Origin of the sequence: Ancylobacter sp. Lp-2 (genome assembly GCF_020523795.1) — a bacterium.
In the GTDB taxonomy this organism is placed as follows: domain Bacteria; phylum Pseudomonadota; class Alphaproteobacteria; order Rhizobiales; family Xanthobacteraceae; genus Ancylobacter.
In genome coordinates this window covers 188,834-205,562 of record NZ_JAJALI010000006.1, presented here as the reverse complement: position 1 = coordinate 205,562, position 16,729 = coordinate 188,834, and the positions used below count along the sequence as shown (strand labels likewise).

15 protein-coding genes are annotated in these 16,729 nt (G+C 68.4%); 9 read left to right on the top strand and 6 right to left on the bottom strand.

The window, feature by feature from the left end; genetic code table 11:
- Positions 1-491 precede the first annotated feature (491 nt).
- A complete protein-coding gene (locus LGR54_RS26065; RefSeq protein ID WP_230363060.1) occupies positions 492-1,352 on the bottom strand; it encodes a CatB-related O-acetyltransferase in 861 nt (286 codons plus the stop codon).
- A 308-nt stretch (positions 1,353-1,660) separates the two neighbouring features.
- On the opposite strand from LGR54_RS26065, the gene LGR54_RS16370 reads away from it, so the two are divergent.
- On the top strand, positions 1,661-1,945 hold the full coding sequence (locus LGR54_RS16370) for a hypothetical protein (protein ID WP_230363059.1): 285 nt from the start codon (positions 1,661-1,663) through the stop codon (positions 1,943-1,945).
- 111 nt (positions 1,946-2,056) lie between these two features.
- Here LGR54_RS16370 and LGR54_RS16365 read toward each other — a convergent pair whose 3' ends face one another.
- Positions 2,057-2,494, bottom strand: coding sequence for a YqaA family protein (locus LGR54_RS16365; RefSeq protein ID WP_230363058.1), 438 nt, complete (start codon positions 2,492-2,494; stop codon positions 2,057-2,059).
- Positions 2,495-2,900: 406 nt separating this feature from the next.
- Here LGR54_RS16365 and LGR54_RS16360 point away from each other — a divergent pair, with 406 nt between their 5' ends.
- Entirely contained in the window at positions 2,901-3,116 is a 216-nt protein-coding gene (locus LGR54_RS16360) for a DUF1127 domain-containing protein (RefSeq protein WP_230363057.1), read from the top strand.
- 17 nt (positions 3,117-3,133) lie between these two features.
- Here LGR54_RS16360 and LGR54_RS16355 read toward each other — a convergent pair whose 3' ends face one another.
- A complete protein-coding gene (locus LGR54_RS16355; protein ID WP_230363056.1) occupies positions 3,134-3,721 on the bottom strand; it encodes a cupin domain-containing protein in 588 nt (195 codons plus the stop codon).
- Positions 3,722-3,816: 95 nt separating this feature from the next.
- A complete protein-coding gene (locus tag LGR54_RS16350; protein ID WP_230363055.1) occupies positions 3,817-4,521 on the bottom strand; it encodes a GntR family transcriptional regulator in 705 nt (234 codons plus the stop codon).
- A 166-nt stretch (positions 4,522-4,687) separates the two neighbouring features.
- Here LGR54_RS16350 and LGR54_RS16345 point away from each other — a divergent pair, with 166 nt between their 5' ends.
- The 3 genes from LGR54_RS16345 to LGR54_RS16335 all read left to right on the top strand — a co-directional run bounded on the left by LGR54_RS16345 (position 4,688) and on the right by LGR54_RS16335 (position 8,541).
- Positions 4,688-5,692 carry a tripartite tricarboxylate transporter substrate binding protein gene (locus LGR54_RS16345; protein ID WP_230363054.1) on the top strand — a complete coding sequence of 335 codons (1,005 nt, stop codon included), beginning with the start codon at positions 4,688-4,690 and terminating at the stop codon, positions 5,690-5,692.
- A 315-nt stretch (positions 5,693-6,007) separates the two neighbouring features.
- Entirely contained in the window at positions 6,008-7,762 is a 1,755-nt protein-coding gene (gene araD / locus LGR54_RS16340) for an L-arabinonate dehydratase (RefSeq protein WP_230363053.1), read from the top strand.
- Between the two features lie 14 nt (positions 7,763-7,776).
- Positions 7,777-8,541, top strand: coding sequence for an aldolase/citrate lyase family protein (locus tag LGR54_RS16335; RefSeq protein WP_230363052.1), 765 nt, complete (start codon positions 7,777-7,779; stop codon positions 8,539-8,541).
- A 21-nt stretch (positions 8,542-8,562) separates the two neighbouring features.
- Here the strand turns inward: LGR54_RS16335 and LGR54_RS16330 are convergent, their stop codons facing one another.
- Complete coding sequence (locus LGR54_RS16330; RefSeq protein ID WP_230363051.1) at positions 8,563-9,462, bottom strand: hypothetical protein; 900 nt, start codon at positions 9,460-9,462, stop codon at positions 8,563-8,565.
- 214 nt (positions 9,463-9,676) lie between these two features.
- Here LGR54_RS16330 and LGR54_RS16325 point away from each other — a divergent pair, with 214 nt between their 5' ends.
- The 4 genes from LGR54_RS16325 (at position 9,677) to LGR54_RS16310 (ending at position 14,099) form a co-directional block, all read left to right on the top strand.
- Positions 9,677-10,312: a nucleoside 2-deoxyribosyltransferase gene (locus tag LGR54_RS16325; protein ID WP_230363050.1), complete on the top strand. Its 636-nt coding sequence runs from the start codon at positions 9,677-9,679 to the stop codon at positions 10,310-10,312.
- 139 nt (positions 10,313-10,451) lie between these two features.
- Positions 10,452-11,711, top strand: a complete 1,260-nt coding sequence (locus LGR54_RS16320; protein ID WP_230363049.1) for an aminopeptidase — start codon at positions 10,452-10,454, stop codon at positions 11,709-11,711.
- 126 nt (positions 11,712-11,837) lie between these two features.
- Positions 11,838-13,943 carry a flagellar motor protein MotB gene (locus tag LGR54_RS16315; RefSeq protein WP_230363048.1) on the top strand — a complete coding sequence of 702 codons (2,106 nt, stop codon included), beginning with the start codon at positions 11,838-11,840 and terminating at the stop codon, positions 13,941-13,943.
- A 6-nt stretch (positions 13,944-13,949) separates the two neighbouring features.
- On the top strand, positions 13,950-14,099 hold the full coding sequence (locus tag LGR54_RS16310; RefSeq protein WP_230363047.1) for a hypothetical protein: 150 nt from the start codon (positions 13,950-13,952) through the stop codon (positions 14,097-14,099).
- Positions 14,100-14,237: 138 nt separating this feature from the next.
- On the opposite strand, the gene LGR54_RS16305 is transcribed toward LGR54_RS16310, so the two are convergent.
- Positions 14,238-16,514 (bottom strand): lytic transglycosylase domain-containing protein, encoded by a 2,277-nt coding sequence (locus tag LGR54_RS16305; protein WP_230363046.1) that lies wholly within the window; start codon positions 16,512-16,514, stop codon positions 14,238-14,240.
- Positions 16,515-16,729 lie beyond the last annotated feature (215 nt).

Sequence of the window (16,729 nt, the reverse complement as noted above, 5' to 3'; positions counted from 1 at the left end):
CGGTCGGCGGGTGTTGTGACGCCGCGAAAGTGTTCGAGCTTGCCGAAGCCGTGTTCGGCAAGGTTGCGATGGCGGTCCGGCGCGGGCCTGATGGCTTCTTTACATGGCGGGCTGTCCGATCGGGCGTCGATCCTCGCTGTCCTGCACGGGGCTATGGCCGGAGGCGGGGCGGGCGGTGTGTCTGCCGTCGGGCGGGGATAAGCGGGCGCCATGTCGAGGGAGTCATGTCGAGGACCGATCCGGCATCATCGGAAACCGGTCGGCACCATGCCGGTGGCGGCCACAGGGGGCTCCGGTAGGCCGCTGTGCGGCAGAGCGACAGGAAGCGCGCTCCAAGCCGATTTCAGTGCGGGTGGCGGCCGGTGTGGGCATCAACGATGCGTCGTCCGACAAGCGAAGCGCCCACACCACGTTGCGGGCATCTCGACCTGTTTTCGCCGATGCCGACCTCGGCGCATCCGCCGGGACGATTGGGGTAATCGAGCCGGGCGCTACTCGGCGGCGTCTCTGCTCCAGCCGGGCGGGGCGGCGGGTGGCGTGCGGGCGGCGGCGCCGGCCAGCTTGGAAAACACCTTGGCCAGGTTGAAGGGCTGCGGCTTGTAGGGCTCAAGACCGCCGGCGATCCTTTCCTCGAGGCTGTCGAGAAACGCGCGCGGGTCCGACAGGTCCATGCCGGCGAAATGCTCCGGCGCATAGTCCCACCATTTGACGCGCTGGATGCGCGCAATGGTCTCTTCATCGAAGCGGAAGCGGATGATCCGGGCTGGCGCGCCGCCGATGATGGCAAAGGGCGGAACGTCCTTGACCACCACCGAGCCGGCGCCGATCACGGCGCCATCGCCGATGGTGATGCCGCGCCGCAGCAAGACGCGTTGGCCGATCCAGACATCGTTGCCGACCGTTACGCCCTTGGCGCCCGGGGTCACCTTCAGGATTTCGGGAGCATCGCCGCGCATCTTGGTGATGTCGTTCTGCCAATATTTGCGGAACGCCATGACATGAGTGGTGATGCTGGTCATGGGGTGCTCCACGCCCATGACCTCGCAGCCGACGGCGATGGAGCAGAACCGGCCCACCCGCATGGCCTGCGGCAGGCCGCTCGATCGACAGTAGGAAAACGCGCCGGTCGTCATGAAGGCGCGATCCGGCAGGGTAGCATAAGGCTCGGCAAAGACCGGAACGTCGAAGCGCAGAGGTGTTCCGAATTTGTAGACGCCGGAAATCTTATGGACATGGGCAAGGAAAATCCGGTTTTCCTCACACCAATCCTGGATAGGTTTATTGAACTTCACCGTAACAGGATATTGCATGCATCCACCGTGCCTAGTCGCAGGCATGGTAGCGGTAGCCACAACGCTTAGGCAAGGGAAACGAGTATCCTTCCTTCGCCATTGCCGGCGTTACGGGAGTCTCGCAACGTAGCTACGTCACCCCCGATGCGCGAAACGTCTCTCGATTTCATGGCCGCCGACGTCGAGTATTTCGCGGGCGGATCCCGGCAGGGGACGGGAATTTTCCCAGTTTCCGCGGCGCCGGATCAGTGCGGCGCAGCATGAAATCAGCCGCCGTATGAGCTGCGGTGCAGCATATACTACCTCTTGCGGGAGCGATGGCGAGGGCGCAACCTGCCCCGATCTGGAATTTGGGCTGGGAAAATTCAATGGAACAGCTTCTGATCAATCTGGTTGCTGGCGCTCTTGGCGGCAACGCCGTCGGAAAGACGGCGCCGTCCTTCGACCTCGGTACGCTCGGAAATACCGTCGCGGGGCTCGTCGGCGGGGGCGTGCTCGGGCAGCTGGTGCCGCTGGTGCTGCCGGCGATCCAGGCGTCGATGGCGAGCGGCAATTTCAGTATCGGCAGCGTGATCGCCAATGTGGTTTCCGGCGGCGCCGGCGGTGCGATTCTCACGGCGATCATCGGCGCGATCAAGAACCGCTCGGCCTGACGCGTCTGAGGGCGGGTGACAGCCGGGTGGCCGTGCATGCCCGGCGAGAGTGCGGGGCGGTGGGGATCTGCCGTCCGGCTTGTGCCGTTGTCCATCGCTTGCGCGACAGGCTCACATCACGTTGAGCACGATGGCGGCTAGCACCAGGTAGCGCGCGACCTTCGCGAGCGTCACCAGCACGAGGAATATCGGGAGCGGCTCGCGCATCACCCCGGCGACCAAAGTGAGCGGGTCGCCGATCACCGGTGCCCAGCTCAGCAGCAGCGACCATTTTCCGTAGCGACGGTACCAGTCCTGTGCGCGGGCGAGCTTGTCCGGGCTGGCGGGGAACCACGGCCGGTCGGCATAGCGCTCGATGAAGCGGCCGAGCCACCAGTTCACCACCGAGCCGAGGACGTTGCCGGCGCTGGCGACGGCGATCAGCAGTGCCGCCGGCTGCCCACCGGCGACGAGGAGGCCGGCGAGCACGGCTTCCGACTGCATCGGCAGGATGGTGGCGGCGACGAGGGCGGAGAGGAACAGCCCGGCATAGGCGGCGAGATCGATCATCGCCGCCTTATAGCCAAGCCACCCGCCATGCCGCCACCCGCCAAACCGCCAGTCGCCCGCCCGCCCGCCGGCCATCGGCGCCGGCTACCGCGGTGTGGCGGTCACCCGCGGGCTGGTCGTGGGGTCCGTGCCGGGCGGTCTGCCGCGCCGTGTCCTGCGCGCCGTGTCCCGCCGGCAGGGAGGTTGCGAGGGGGGGGCCGAGCCGGCCGGCCATTGCCCCACCGGTACCGCCACATTGCGCTGTCACGCAGGGGGAAGCGGGGCTGGATGGCTATTTGGAGGGGCGTAGTCCTGCGCAAAACGCATTACTGGGACGCAGGATTTACGCTTCTGCGATGCTGCGTCGCAAACTATGTTCGTCTCAATCATGTTGCCCTGCAGCATGGAAAAAGAGGAGAACACCATCATGCAGATCGAAAAGATCAGCATCGCCTTGCGGACGGCCTTTGCGCGTCGTCGCCAGTATCGCCAGACCCAGCGCGAGCTTGAGGCCTATAGCGACCGTGAGCTCGGTGAGCTCGGCTTCAGCCGTGCCGACATCCACGACATTGCCATGCGGTCTGCTGCGGACGTGCCGCAGGAAGCGTTGCAGCGTCGTCTGCGTCTCGTCACGGCTATCTGAGTACCGTTTTAGGGCGTTTAAGCTCTGCGCATTGCGCATGACGGATGCCCAGGCTGTCCTGGATTGGCGGGTGAGCGCATGTACGCGATCTCCCGCTCGATCTCCCGTGGTTCTGCGGGGCGCGCGAACGGCTCCGGCGCTGGCTCTCCCGGCCGGCGCGGGCGGCCGATGCGGCGGAAGAAATCCTCCGGTCCGTCCGGTACGATCAGCCAGGTGAAGACGAGGTTCTCGTCGCCCTCGTTGACGAATATGCGGCGGCGGTTGCGGCCGAGGAAGAACGCCGTGCCCGGCCGCATCGGGTGCTCGACCCCGTCGATCACCGCGCGCCCGCGCCCGTGCAGCACGTAGACGATCTCTTCGCTGCACTGATGCGCGAGTTCGCGCACATGGCCGCCTGGCGGTACGGTCCGGGTGCCGAAGGCGAGCGGCTGCTCCATCGTCACCAGATCCGGGGCGAACATCATCTCGACATGGCCATTGGCCGGCATGGGCTGCCAGGTGCTGGCGGCCTCGCCGGGCTGGCACACAAGCACCGCGCCGGCCCGCATCTCGCCGGCTCCGGACTCCGCGAGCCCCTCGCGCGCGTCGCGCCCGTGCTTCGACATGGTCCTGCTCCCGCCGTCGCGCCGAAGATGAACCCTGCCGTCCTTGTAGGAATAGCCGGCGCGGAGCGGAAGGCGCGCGTGCCGTCATCCGGCGATCAGTCGCGGAAATAGGCGGGCCAGCGGGCGCGCAGGTCCGGGGTGAAGGCGAGCGATTTCGACAGATGGGTGCGCAGCGCCGCCTGCGCCGCGCCGAGATCGCCGGCGGCGATACCGGCGACGATGGCGCGATGATCGGCGATCACCTGCTCGGCCTTGCCGGGAATCGGCAGGTGCAGCCGGCGGATGCGGTCGATATGGCCGGCGTGCCGGCGCGCCAGAACCCAGAGGTCAGGCACCCCCACCGCCTCGAAGAACAGCCGGTGAAAGTCGCGGTCGGCGACATGGAAGGCCTCGAGGTCGCCCCGGCCGAGCAGCGCCGCCTGGATGTCGATGGCGGTCTCCAGTCGCTCCGCCACCGGCCGGCGCTCGGTGTCCGGCAGCAAGGCGAGCGTGCGCACCGCCTCCTGCTCGATGGAGCGACGCAGGAACTGCGCCTGCCGGGCGAGCCGGAGATCGATGGGGCTCACCACGGTGGCGTGCTGCGGGAAGATCTCGACCAGCGATTCCTCCTGTAGCCGCAGCAGCGCGTCGCGCACCGGCGTCGAGGAGAAGCCGAACAGCTCCTGCAGCTCGGCGCGCGAGATCACCGTGCCGGGCGGCAGCTGGAGATTGACGATCCGCTCGCGCAGATAGTCGAACACCTGCGGCGCGGCGTGGCGGTGTGGGTCCCGGGAAGGGCGTGGAATCGCGGTCACGTTCATGGGCTGTAGCCTACACCAGCCTTGGCTTGACTTCACTGATGCATTAGAGCTTTAGTGCATTCACGCTCAAGCAGCCCATCCCGCGCAGACGGGAATTCGAGGGGAGGCACGAGGCCGCGCCAACGGTCCGCCTCCACCCGGTCCAATCGGACGATCAGGAGGAAACATGTCCCGCGCGATCCTTTCCCGCATGCTGTCCCGCCGCACCGCGCTCGCCTCGCTCGCCGCCCTGTCGGCGCTCGCCGCCGGCCCGCTGATGCTGCCGGCGCAGGCCTATCCCGACCGCCCGGTCACCGTCGTGGTGCCGTTCCCGCCCGGCGGCGCCTCGGATTCCACCGCCCGCCTCATTGCCTCGAAGATGCCGGAGACGCTCGGCCAGTCGGTGGTGATCGACAACCGGCCGGGCGCCAACGGCGCCACCGGCGCGCAGCATGTGAAGAACTCGCCGGCCGACGGCTACACGCTGCTGGTCGGCTCGATCGGCGTATTCGCCATCAACCCGGCGCTCAACCCGGCGCTCGGCTACGACCCGAAGACCGATCTCGATCTCATCACCGTGGCGGTGCGCACCCCCAACGTGCTGGTGGCGACGCCGTCCTTCCCGGCCAATTCGGTGAAGGAACTGGTCGAGTATCTGAAGAAGAACCCGGACAAGGTGACGTTCGCCTCGTCGGGCGTCGGCTCCTCCGACCATCTGACGGCGGCGCTGTTCTGGCAGAAGACCGGCACCTCCGGCATCCACGTGCCCTATAAGGGCGGCGGGCCGGCCATCGGTGACCTCATTGCCGGCCATGCCGACGTGTCGTTCCAGAATCTCGGCTCGGTCGCCAACCACATCAAGGCCGGCAAGCTGAAGGTGCTGGGCGTCACCGCCTCCGCGCGCAACCCGGTGCTGCCGGATACCCCGACCATGAAGGAGGCCGGCGTTGACGGGCTCGACGTCTATTCCTGGCAGGCCGCCGCCGCGCCGAAGGGGCTTCCCGCCGATGTGAAGGCGAAGGTGGTGAAGGCCTTCGCCGCCGGCCTTGCCGCGCCCGACGTGAAGGCGAAGTTCAACGAGATGGGCTTCGAGGTGGTCGCCAGCACGCCGGAGGAGTTCGCCGCCTTCCAGAAGGCGGAAGAAGCCCGCTGGCGCGAGGTGGTGAAGGCGGGCAACATCGTCACGCAATAGATGCGGAGTGAAGGGCGGGCTCCGACTCTGCGCGTTGTCGCCGGCTGCTGCCGTGCCATCGCCGCGCAGAGCTTTCGGCTCCCTTTCCCCGAGAGGTGAGGGGTGGGTGAAGGGTCTTGTTTGCTTCCGAGCGGCGGCCCCCTCTCCGATCCGCTGGGGGGGCCATCTCTCCGTCGGAACCGGATGCTTCCGGTTTCGACCTCGCCGCAACCGAGCTCGGCAGTGGCCGAGTTCGGGCGGAAAGAGGGACGTTGAAGGAAGAAGACGTACCGCCCTCCGCCCAATCCTTTGCCGCCATGCCTCCACAGGTGCCTCATGAACGCGCATCCGAAGAACCGTCCCGCCAAGACCCCCGAACAGCTGCGCAGCGCCCGGTATTTCAACCATGACGATCTGCGCAGCTTCGGCCATCGTTCGCGGCTGCGGCAGATGGGTTATGCGCCGGAGGACTGGGTCGGCAAGCCGGTCATCGGCATCCTCAACACCTGGTCGGACTTCAATCCCTGCCACGGCCATTTCAAGGACCGGGTGGAGGACGTGAAGCGCGGCGTGTTCCAGGCCGGCGGCTTCCCGCTGGAACTGCCGGTGCATTCCGCCTCCGAGAGCTTCCTCAAGCCGACCTCCATGCTCTACCGCAACATGGCGGCGATGGAGGTGGAGGAGGGCATCCGCGCCCATCCTATCGACGGCGTGGTGTTGATGGGCGGCTGCGACAAGTCCACCCCCGCTCTGCTGATGGGCGCCACCAGCGCCGGCGTGCCGGCGATCTACCTGCCGGCCGGGCCGATGCTGCGCGGCAATTGGAAAGGCAAGACGCTCGGCTCCGGCTCGGACGCGTGGAAGTTCTGGGACGAGCGCCGCGCCGGCAATATCGACGAGAAGGCCTGGGGCGAGATCGAGGGCGGCATCGCCCGCTCCTTCGGCCATTGCATGACCATGGGCACCGCCTCGACCATGACCGCCATCGCCGAGTCGCTGGGCATGACGCTGTCGGGCGCCTCCTCGGTGCCGGCGGCGGATGTCGGGCACAACCGCATGTCGGCGGCCTGCGGGCGGCGGATCGTCGAGATGGTGTGGGAGGACCTGACGCCCGCCCGCATCCAGACGCGCCCGGCCTATGAGAACGCCATCATCGTGGCGATGGCGATGGGTTGCTCCACCAACGCCATCATCCATCTGATCGCGCAGGCGCGCCGCGCCGGGGTGGATATCGGCCTCGACGATTTCGACAGGGCGAGCCGCCTCGTGCCGGTGATCGCCAATGTCCGGCCCTCGGGCGACGCGTATCTGATGGAAGATTTCTACTTCGCCGGCGGCCTGCGCGCGCTGATGACGCGGCTGACGGATTTCCTGCATCTCGACGCGCTGACCGTCACCGGCCGGACGCTCGGCGAGAACATCGTCGGGGCGGAGGTCTATAATGACGACGTCATCCGCACGGTCGACAACCCGATCTATGCCGAGGGCGCGCTGGCGGTGCTGCGCGGCAATCTGGCGCCGGACGGCTGCGTCATCAAGCCGAGTGCCTGCGCCCCGCATCTGCGGGTGCATACCGGGCCGGCGCTGGTGTTCGACGATTATCCCAGCATGAAGGCAGCGATCGACGACGAGGATCTCGACGTCACGCCTGACCACGTGCTGGTGCTGCGCAATGCCGGGCCGCTGGGCGGGCCGGGCATGCCGGAATGGGGGATGCTGCCGATCCCGAAAAAGCTGATCAAGCAGGGCGTGCGCGACATGCTGCGCCTCTCGGATTCGCGCATGAGCGGCACCAGCTACGGCGCCTGCATCCTGCATGTAGCGCCGGAGAGTTATGTCGGCGGCCCGCTCGCCCTGCTGCGCACCGGCGACCTCGTCAGCGTCGACGTGCCGAACCGGCGCATCGACATGCTGGTGGACGAGGCCGAGCTCGCCGCCCGCCGCGCCGCGCTGGTGCCGCCGCCGCCGCATTACGAGCGCGGCTATGGCTGGATGTTCTCCCGCCACATCAAGCAGGCGCATGAAGGTTGCGACTTCGACTTCCTGGAAACCTCGTTCGGCGCTCCCGTCGGCGAACCCTCGATCTATTGAGAAGGATTTCTTCCGTGGAATTGCCCGCCAACCATTTCAAGCGCGGCCTCTATGCCGGTGAGCAGCAGATCGGCCTGTGGTGCAGCCTCGCCAGCCATGTGAGCGTCGAGATCCTCGCCGGCTCCGGCTATGACTGGCTGCTGATCGATACCGAGCACTCGGCCAACGAGCTGCCGATGGTGCTGTGCCAACTGCAGGCCTGCATGGAGAACCGGGTGCAGCCGATCGTGCGGCCGCCGGTGAACGACCCGGTGTGGATCAAGCGCTTCCTCGATGCCGGGGTGCAGAGCTTCCTGCTGCCGATGGTGGAGACCGCCGAGGACGCGGCGGCGGCGGTGGCGGCCACCCGCTACCCGCCGGACGGCGTTCGCGGCTTCGCGGCGAGCGCCCGCTCGTCCCGCTTCGGCCGGGTGAAGGACTATTACGCCCGCGCCCAGGAGGAGATCTGCGTGCTGGTGCAGATCGAATCCAGGCGTGGCATGGAGAATCTGGAGGCGATCGCCGCGGTGCCGGGCGTCGACGGGGTGTTCATCGGGCCGGGCGATCTGTCCGCCGCCATCGGCTATCTCGGCGACCAGGGCAATGCCTATGTCGTCGATCTCATCGTACAACTCATCGGTCGCATCGGTCAGGCCGGCAACCGGGCGGGCATTCTCACCGGCGACGAGGCGCTGGCCAAGCGCTACATCGAGGCCGGGTGCCTGTTCACCGCCGTCGGCTCCGATGTCGGCCTGCTGGCGCGCGGCTCGGAAGCCCTGAAGAAGCGCTTCAAGCCGTGAGCGGCAGGGGTTCGCCGTCGATCAGTTTACGGCATCGTCCATGATGTTGAGAATCAACACGTTCTTGGCGATGTCGGTGATCGAGGGCGAGGCCTTGGAATCGAGGTTGATGCCGGGATATTTCGCCTGCAACGCCCGGGCGAGCCGGTTCGCGGCATCACCGACGCCGGGGTGGTAGGACAGCGCATTGCGCAGCGGCTGGAACACCTCCGCCGCCGAGACGTCGACATTGAACCCCGCCGCCTTGGCGACATTGGCGAAGCGCTCCAGCTTCGCCTTGTCGATGGAGGCGGTGGCGAAGATCCGCACCGTATAGGTGACGGCGGGCGGTGGCGCCGGTTCCGCCGCCGCGGGCTCGGGGGCGGGCGCTTCCGCCGTGGCCGGTGCCGGCGGCGTGGCGGCTGGGTCGGAATTCGGCGTCGTGTCAGTGGCTTGTGGGCCGGGGGACGCGTCCGCCGCCGGTGGCTCCGCTGCAGGGGCTTGGGCGATCTGCGGCGAGGCGGCGGGCGCCGCCTCGGTGGTCGCGGTGGGGGCGGCCAGCTGTGCCGTCCGCAGCCGCGCGACTTCCTCGCGCAGTGGCACCAGCGTCATCACCACATAGATGAGCAGGCCGGCAATGGCCGCGATCAGGGCCAGCGTGACATAGCCGAGCAGGTGCGAGGGCGGCTCGGTCGCCGTCTGCAGGTGCTGCTGCTCCAGTTCGAGCCGCTTCAGCTCGACCTTCAGCTTCTCGATCTCGATCCAGCGCTGGAATTGCGCCGGATCTTCCGGCGGCGTTCGACCCGCCTTGGGGGGCGCCGGACGCGGCGGAGAGGGCTGCGGCGCTGGAATCGCTGCGGGGCGCGCCGCTGCTTCGGCCGGCACCGTGCCGTTGCCGTTGCCGTTGTCTGCTTCGAAGGAGGGCTCGCGTTTGTCTGTCATTCTCCAGTCTCCCGTGAGCGGAGTGGCCCGGTCGGGGCCGGCCGATCTTGCACCGGCATACCTTGCATGTAACCGAATTGGCGATGCGGGGTAAGCGCTACTGCCGCAGGGACGCGTCGGCTGCCCACGCGGATCGCCGCGGTGCGATTGCCGGACGTGCCGCCGCCGTATAGGACGAGCCGACTGCGTCCAGACATCCGCGCGGGGAATTCCCATGTCCGATCCGTGGCGGCCGAGCCTTTATCTTGCCGGTCCCGAGGTGTTCCGACCCGACGCGCTGGCGGAAGGCGAGCGGCTGAAGGCAGCCTGCGCCGGCCACGGCGCCATCGGTCTCTATCCGCTGCAGGAAGGCGAGGCGCCCGCGACCGCCGACGATATCCGGGACCACTGTATCGCGCTGATCCGCCGCGCCGACGCGGTGGTGGCCAATATCAGCCCGTTCCGCGGCGCGCATATGGATCCCGGCACCGCTTTCGAGATCGGCTATGCCGAGGCGCTGGGCTTGCCGGTGTTCCTGTGGTCGGAGGATGGCCGCGACCTTGCCGAGCGGATCGCCGCCGATCCCAGCCGTGGGGTGGGGCGCGATGCCGCGGGCTATCTCATCGAGGACTTCGCCAAGCCGGAGAATCTGATGATCGTCCGCGACGGGCAAAAGGTGTTCGCTTCGCCGCAGGAGGCGATCGCGGCTGCGACGGCGGCGCTGGCGGCCTCAGCGGGTTCGCGGCGGGACGAGGCGCGCCACCGGGCGATTCACCGCGATACCCGTATCATGGTAATGGCGGCGCTGGCGGTGAGCTTCGCCGCGGCGCTGGCCGCGGGTTGGGTGGTCGACTGGCTGGCCGGGCGGTGAACGGGGCGGATGCTGGCTTCGCGAGCGAAAGAGTGGCGTCGGTCTTGCAGCAGCGCGGCGGATGGTCTTGACGGAGGCCGCCGCAGGTTCCTTGATGCCGGCTGATGGGCGGCGTGTCCGCACCAATCTGGAGACCATGATGACCAGGCATGCAGGCGTTCCCCCCGAGGCCCTTTCGCATGAGGAACGGCTCGACCGGTTGGGACGAGTGGCGGTGGAGGTCGGCCTCGGCCTAAAGGCGGGGCAGGAGCTGGTGATCACCGCCTCGCTCGACGCGCTGCCGCTGGTCCGCCGGATCACCGAGCATGCCTACAAGGCTGGTGCGACGCTGGTCACGACGCTGTTCTCCGACGAGGAAGCGACGCTGATGCGCTTCCGCAATGCCGCGGATTCGAGCTTCGACACTGCCTCCGGCTGGCTCTATGAGGGCATGGCCAACGCCTTCAAGGGCGGGGCGGCCCGTCTCGCCATCGCCGGCGAGAACCCCTCGCTGCTGGCGCATGAGGATCCCGAGAAGGTTTCCCGTGCCAACCGGGCCCGCTCCAAGGCCTATATGCCGGCGCTGTCGCTGATCGCCGGCTTCGACATCAACTGGACCATCGTTTCCTATGCGTCTCCCGCCTGGGCGAAAGCGATGTTCCCGGACGACCCGGAGGACATCGCGGTCGCCAAGCTGTGGCATGCGATCTTCTCCGCCTCGCGGGTCGACACGCCCGACCCGGTCGCCGCCTGGGAGGCGCATAATGAGGAGCTCAACAAGCGGACGGCGCTCTTGAACGACAAGCGCTACGCTGCGCTGCGCTTTCGCGGGCCGGGCACCGACCTCACCGTGGGGCTCGCCGACGAGCATGAATGGGCCGGCGGGGCGTCGGTCGCCAAGAACGGCGTGGTCTGCAACGCCAACATCCCGACCGAGGAAGTCTTCACCACCCCGCACAAATTGCGCGTCAGCGGCCATGTGGCGAGCACCAAGCCGCTCTCCTATCAGGGCACGCTGATCAAGGACATCCGCGTGCGCTTCGAGGAGGGGCGGATCGTCGAGGCGCACGCCGCCAGCGGCCTCGACGTGCTGGCCAAGGTGCTCGACACTGACGAGGGTTCGCGTCGGCTCGGCGAGGTGGCGCTGGTGCCGCATTCCTCGCCGATCTCCAAGAGCGGTCTTTTGTTCTTCAACACGCTCTATGACGAGAATGCCGCCAGCCACATCGCGCTCGGCCAGTCCTATTCCAAGTGCTTCGTCAACGGCGCCGACCTGTCGCCCGAACAGCTGGCGGCGCGTGGGGCCAATTCCAGCCTCATCCATATCGACTGGATGATCGGCTCGGGCGAGGTCGACGTCGATGGTCTCAGGGCCGACGGCTCCGCGGAGCCGGTGATGCGGCAGGGCGAATGGGCATGATCGCCTTCCGCGTGCCGCTCGGCGTGCGCCGTCGCCGGAGTGCCGCTTCCTGATGTCGACGAACTGTGATGAACTCGTGCCGCGCGGGGATGATCGTGGGAGCCCGCGCGGATCGGGAGACGTATCGTGAGGTGTCGCTGGCTCGCCTGGTGGAAGGGCTTGCCCGCCCTGGCGCTGCTTATCGTGGCGGCGGTGGTTGTCGCGCGCGCGCCCGCCGAACAGGATCTGACGCAGCGGGCCGAGGCGCTGCTGGTGAATATCGGCGAATCCTGGGCGCGTGCGAGCTTCGACGGCCGCGACGCGAAGCTGGAAGGCGAGGCGCTCTCCGAGGAGGCGCGGGTCAAGGTCCGCACCGAGCTGGCCGCGCTGTCCGGCGTGCGCAGCATCGAGGACCGCACCACGCTGCTGCCGGAGCGCCGGCCCTTTACCTTCTCGGTGGTGCGCGATGGTTCCAAGCTGCATCTCTCCGGCTATGTGCCGTCGCGTTGGTCGCGCAAACGCATCGTCGAAGCGGCGGCCCAGATGGCGCCGGGCGTCGTGGTGACCGGTGACAAGGAACTAACGCGCGCGCGCGGTGTACCGGCCGGCGATTTCGCCGGCGTGGTGATCTTCGGCATCCAGCAACTGGCGAAAATGCCGTCCGGCCGGGTGACGATCGCCGACAATTCCTTTTCCATCGAAGGACGTGCTCCGGACTTCGCCACCTATGACGCGCTGGAAGTGACGGTGCGCAGCGAATTGCCGACGGATTTCGATCTTGCCCGCTTCGCGGTGCTGCCCCCGGCGGTGGCGCCCTTCGTCTGGTCGGCGGAGCGCGAGCAGGACGGCGTGAAGCTCTCCGGCTACATTCCGCTCGGTGACGCGCGGCGGGCCCTGCTCGATCTCGTCCGCAGCGCGGTGCCCGGCGCGGCGATCTCCGACCAGCTGCGGCTTGCCGATGGCTCGCCGCCGACCCAGGGATGGCTCAAGGCCGTGGCTTTCTCGCTCGACCAGCTCGGGCGGCTGCCGGACGGCAAGGTGGCGCTGTCGGGAACGACGATCTCCATCGAGGGCACGGCGCCGGATTTCGCCTCCTATGACGCGCTTGCCGGTGCGCGGCGCAACCTGCCCGAGGGCTATACGCTCACCCGCTTTGCGGTGGAGCCGCCCACGGTCTCGCCCTTCATCTGGGGCGTGTTGAATGGGGCCAGCGGTTTGCGGTTGACCGGCTTCGCCCCGTCCGAGAACGCCAAGAAGCTCGCCCTCGACGCGGTGCGCGCCGGTTTCCCCGGCCTGCCGGTCAGCGACGAGATGCGCATCGCCGCCGGTGGTCCGCCGGCCGAGGCGTGGGCGAGCGCTACCGCGTTCGGCATCGCCCAATTGGCGCGGTTGCGCGCGGGCTCGGTGCGCGGCCTCGCCACCACGCTCACCATTTCCGGCGAGGCGGTGGATTCGGCCGCCTATCTGGCGGTGAGCGCCGCGCTGTCGCAATCGGTGCCCAAGGGCTTCGCCCTGCAAAGCGACGTGCGCCCGCCGGTGGTGGCGCCCTATGTGTTCGGCATGCGCAAGGACGGGGAGGGGCTCACCATCTCCGGCTTCTATCCGACGTCGCAGGCGCATGGGCAGATCATCGATGCCGTCAAACGCTACTTTCCCGGCCTGACGGTGAACGACGTCTCGGCGCTGGCGCAGGGGGCGCCGGACGGCTTCGAGGCGGCTGCCCGCCTGGCATTGCGCGAGCTCTCCCGCCTCGATACCGGCGAGGTGCGTTTCGACGATCGTAAGCTGCGGCTCACCGGTACCGCCTTCCACAGCGCGGCGGTGGTTTCCATCGGCGAGAGCCTGAAGCAGGAAGTGCCTGCGGGCTTTTCGGTGGATCTGAGCCTGGACGTCCTTTCGCGCCGCGAGACGCTCGACCGCGATGCCTGCCGTCTGGCCGTCGCCACTCTGCTGGAGCGCGGCGGCATCGTCTTCGCCGCCGGCGGCGCGCGTCTCGATCCGGTGAGCTACGGGCTTCTCGATCGCGTGGCGGCGGCCGCCGCCGGCTGTCCGGACGTCGCCATCGAGATCAGCGTCGCCCATGCCGACATCGATTCCGATCAGGCGGCGGCGCGGGCGCGGGCGGTGATCGACTATCTCGCCGCCGCCGGCATCGCGCCGGAACGTCTCTGGGTCGGCCCCCTCGGCACGCTGGCAGCGCAGTCAGCCAGCCGTGGCGGGGAGGACGGCGGCATCCTGCTGATCGTGAGGTAGTGGCAGATGGCCTTTCTGGCACTGGAACTCTGGCCTTATGTACTCGGCGCGGCGGCCATCGGCCTGCTGACCGGCTGGTTCTGCGGCTGCGCGCCGCGGCGCAGTCGCGCAGCGGCGGATGACACGCCGGACGCCAAGCTGGGAGCCAAGCCGTGACCGCGTTCGCCGTCGATACAGCTTTGCTGTTGTTCGTCACCTACGTGATCGGCTGTGCCGTCGGTTGCTGGCTGCGTCGCACGCTGCGCCGGAGTTGAGCGATCGCCGCCGGTTGGTCCGGCGGCGCTCCAGCCGGACTCAGTCCACCCGCGAGCCGCGCAGGTCCGCCTCGATCTGCAGGCTGCCGCGCGAGCCGAAGCGGGACTTGTAGACCTGCGCGTTCTCCATCACCCGCTGCACATAATTGCGGGTCTCGGAAAAGGGGATGCGCTCGACCCAGTCGATGGGATCGACGCTCGGGTCGCGCGGGTCGCCATATTGGGCGATCCATTTGGCGACATTGCCGCGCCCGGCATTATAGCCCGCGAAGGTGAGCACGTAGTTGTTCTGGTAATTGTCGAGCAGCGCCCGCAATTCCGCGGCGCCGAACTGCACGTTCACCGTGGGATTGCTGCGCAGCTGCGCCACGTCGAGCCGGGCGCCGGTGCGATTGGCGATGGTGCGGCCGGTGGCCGGCATCACCTGCATCAGGCCGGAGGCGCCGGCGCTCGACACCGCCGAGGCGTTGAACATGCTCTCCTGGCGGGTGATGGCGAAGACCAGCGCACGGTCGACATCCTGCGCGATCGGCTGGTAGCGCGGCACGCCGATGGTCGGGAACGCTTCGGCTTCCAGCGGCATGCCGCGCGACAGCGCGACCTTGCCGATCACCGTCATGGTGCGCGCATCGCCGTCGGCCCGCGCGACCTCGGCGAGCATGCCGATGGAGGCGGGGTCGGGCAGGCGCTCGGCGAGGTCGTGGGCGAGCGCCACGGTGAGCGCCGTCTTATCGAGCTTCTGCAGCAGCTTGAAGATCTGCACGCCCTCGTCGCGGGCGAAGGCGGCGCGCTGGGCGGCGCTGGCCGCCGGGGCGCCGCGCACGGAGAAGTCCGGCCGGCCGAGACGGGCGCGCGCCAGCTGGCCGTAATAGGCCGAGTTGTAGCCGGACGCCGCCTCGTATTGAGCGCGGGCGCTGCCGGTGTTACCGGCCGCCTCCAAAGCGCGGCCCTGCCAATAGAAGCCGCGCGCGAGGGTGGCGGGATGGGTCTGTCCCTGCGGGATGCGGGCGAAATATTGCTGGGCGGTGCGGGCATCGCCGAGGAAGCGCAGCGCGATCCAGCCAGCGGTGAACTGGGCGTCGGCGACGTAGTGCTCGTTGTCCGGCGTCACCGTCTCGGCGGCGATCTTGTAGGCGGTGCGGGCGTCGCCGGCATCGAGCAACTCGCGCGAGACCAGGCGCCGCTCGACCCACCATTCGTCGGTGTCGATGAGCAGGTTCGGATCCTTCGGCGCCGCCGACAGGGTGCGGGCGGCGGCGGCATCGTCGCCGGCGCGGCGCTGGATCTTGGCCAGCGCGTAGAGATAGGCCGGATCCGACCGAAGCGAGCCCGGCACGGCCGCGAGCAGCTTGGCGGGGTCGCCGGCCGACTTGTTGAACAGCGCGACACGGGCCTTGGCGAGGGCCGTGACGTCGGCGCCGGCGCGGGCGGCCGCGCGCAGGCCGCGCTCGGCGTCCTCGTTGTAGAGCATCTTGTCGGCGCGGTACTTGTGGTCGGCGCGCGACAGCACCCCGCCGAATTCCGCGATGACGGTGGCTTCGGTATCCGACGACAGCGGATCGTTGCGCCAGGCATCGCGCAGCCAGGCGGCGCCGTTGCCCTGGTCGCCGCCGGCGAACAGGGCGCGGGCGAGGGCGATCTTGCCTTCACCGGAATAGGGGCGCTGCTCGGCGAAGAAGGCGGTGATGGTCGCCGGATCCTTGTTCTCGGCATAGAGCAGAAATTCGAGCCGGCGGCGCAGCACGATCGGCGTCGGCAGGGTCGGATGGGCACGCAGGATCGCCACCGCCTGATCGTAGCCGACGCCGCGGGCGGTGACGCGCAGGGCGAGCCAGCGCACCAGAGCCTGCGAGCCGGGGTCGCGCATGCGGTCGGCCATGGCGAGGGCGTCGGTGGCGTTGCCCTGCTCGACCAGTGCCACTGCCTGCTTGAGATCGGGCGAGAAGCCCGACGTTCCGGCAAAGGCCGGCGACAGGAAAGACGCGGCGCCGGCGGTGGCGGAGGCCGCGACAAAGGAATTCGCCGATGCCGGCACGGCGATTTCAGGCTTCTTCGCCGCGGTGGCGGCCGGCTTGGCCGAGGGCTTGGGGGCAGGGGCGGGCTTCGCCGCCACTGTCGCCTTGCCCTTGGCGGCAGGCTTCACCGGAGGCTTGGGAGCGGCAGCGGTCTTGGCCGTGGTCTTGGCGGCTGCCTTGGGCTTCTGCGGCGGGGTCGGCGTGGCGCCGTGAGCCGAGACGAAGGGAGCGGTCGCCGCGAGCAGGAGGCTGGCCACGACCGGCAGGATGAAGCCGCAACGGCGACGCGGTTCGAGGCTCATCGGTTCACGCACTCCCCAAAAACAGACGTCGCCCACGCGACGCACACGGGCCATGATCCGGCTCGCGTCCGTTTTAGTTGTCTCGCGATCTCGTTGACGAAGTGCTAACCAACAGCCGTTCACGCGCATTGTGATCGGCGGCACGTGATCTGCGTCAACGGCCGACCTTGTTGCCTGCTTACCCGGCGAAACCAAGGCAACGTGCCGCAAAGCCG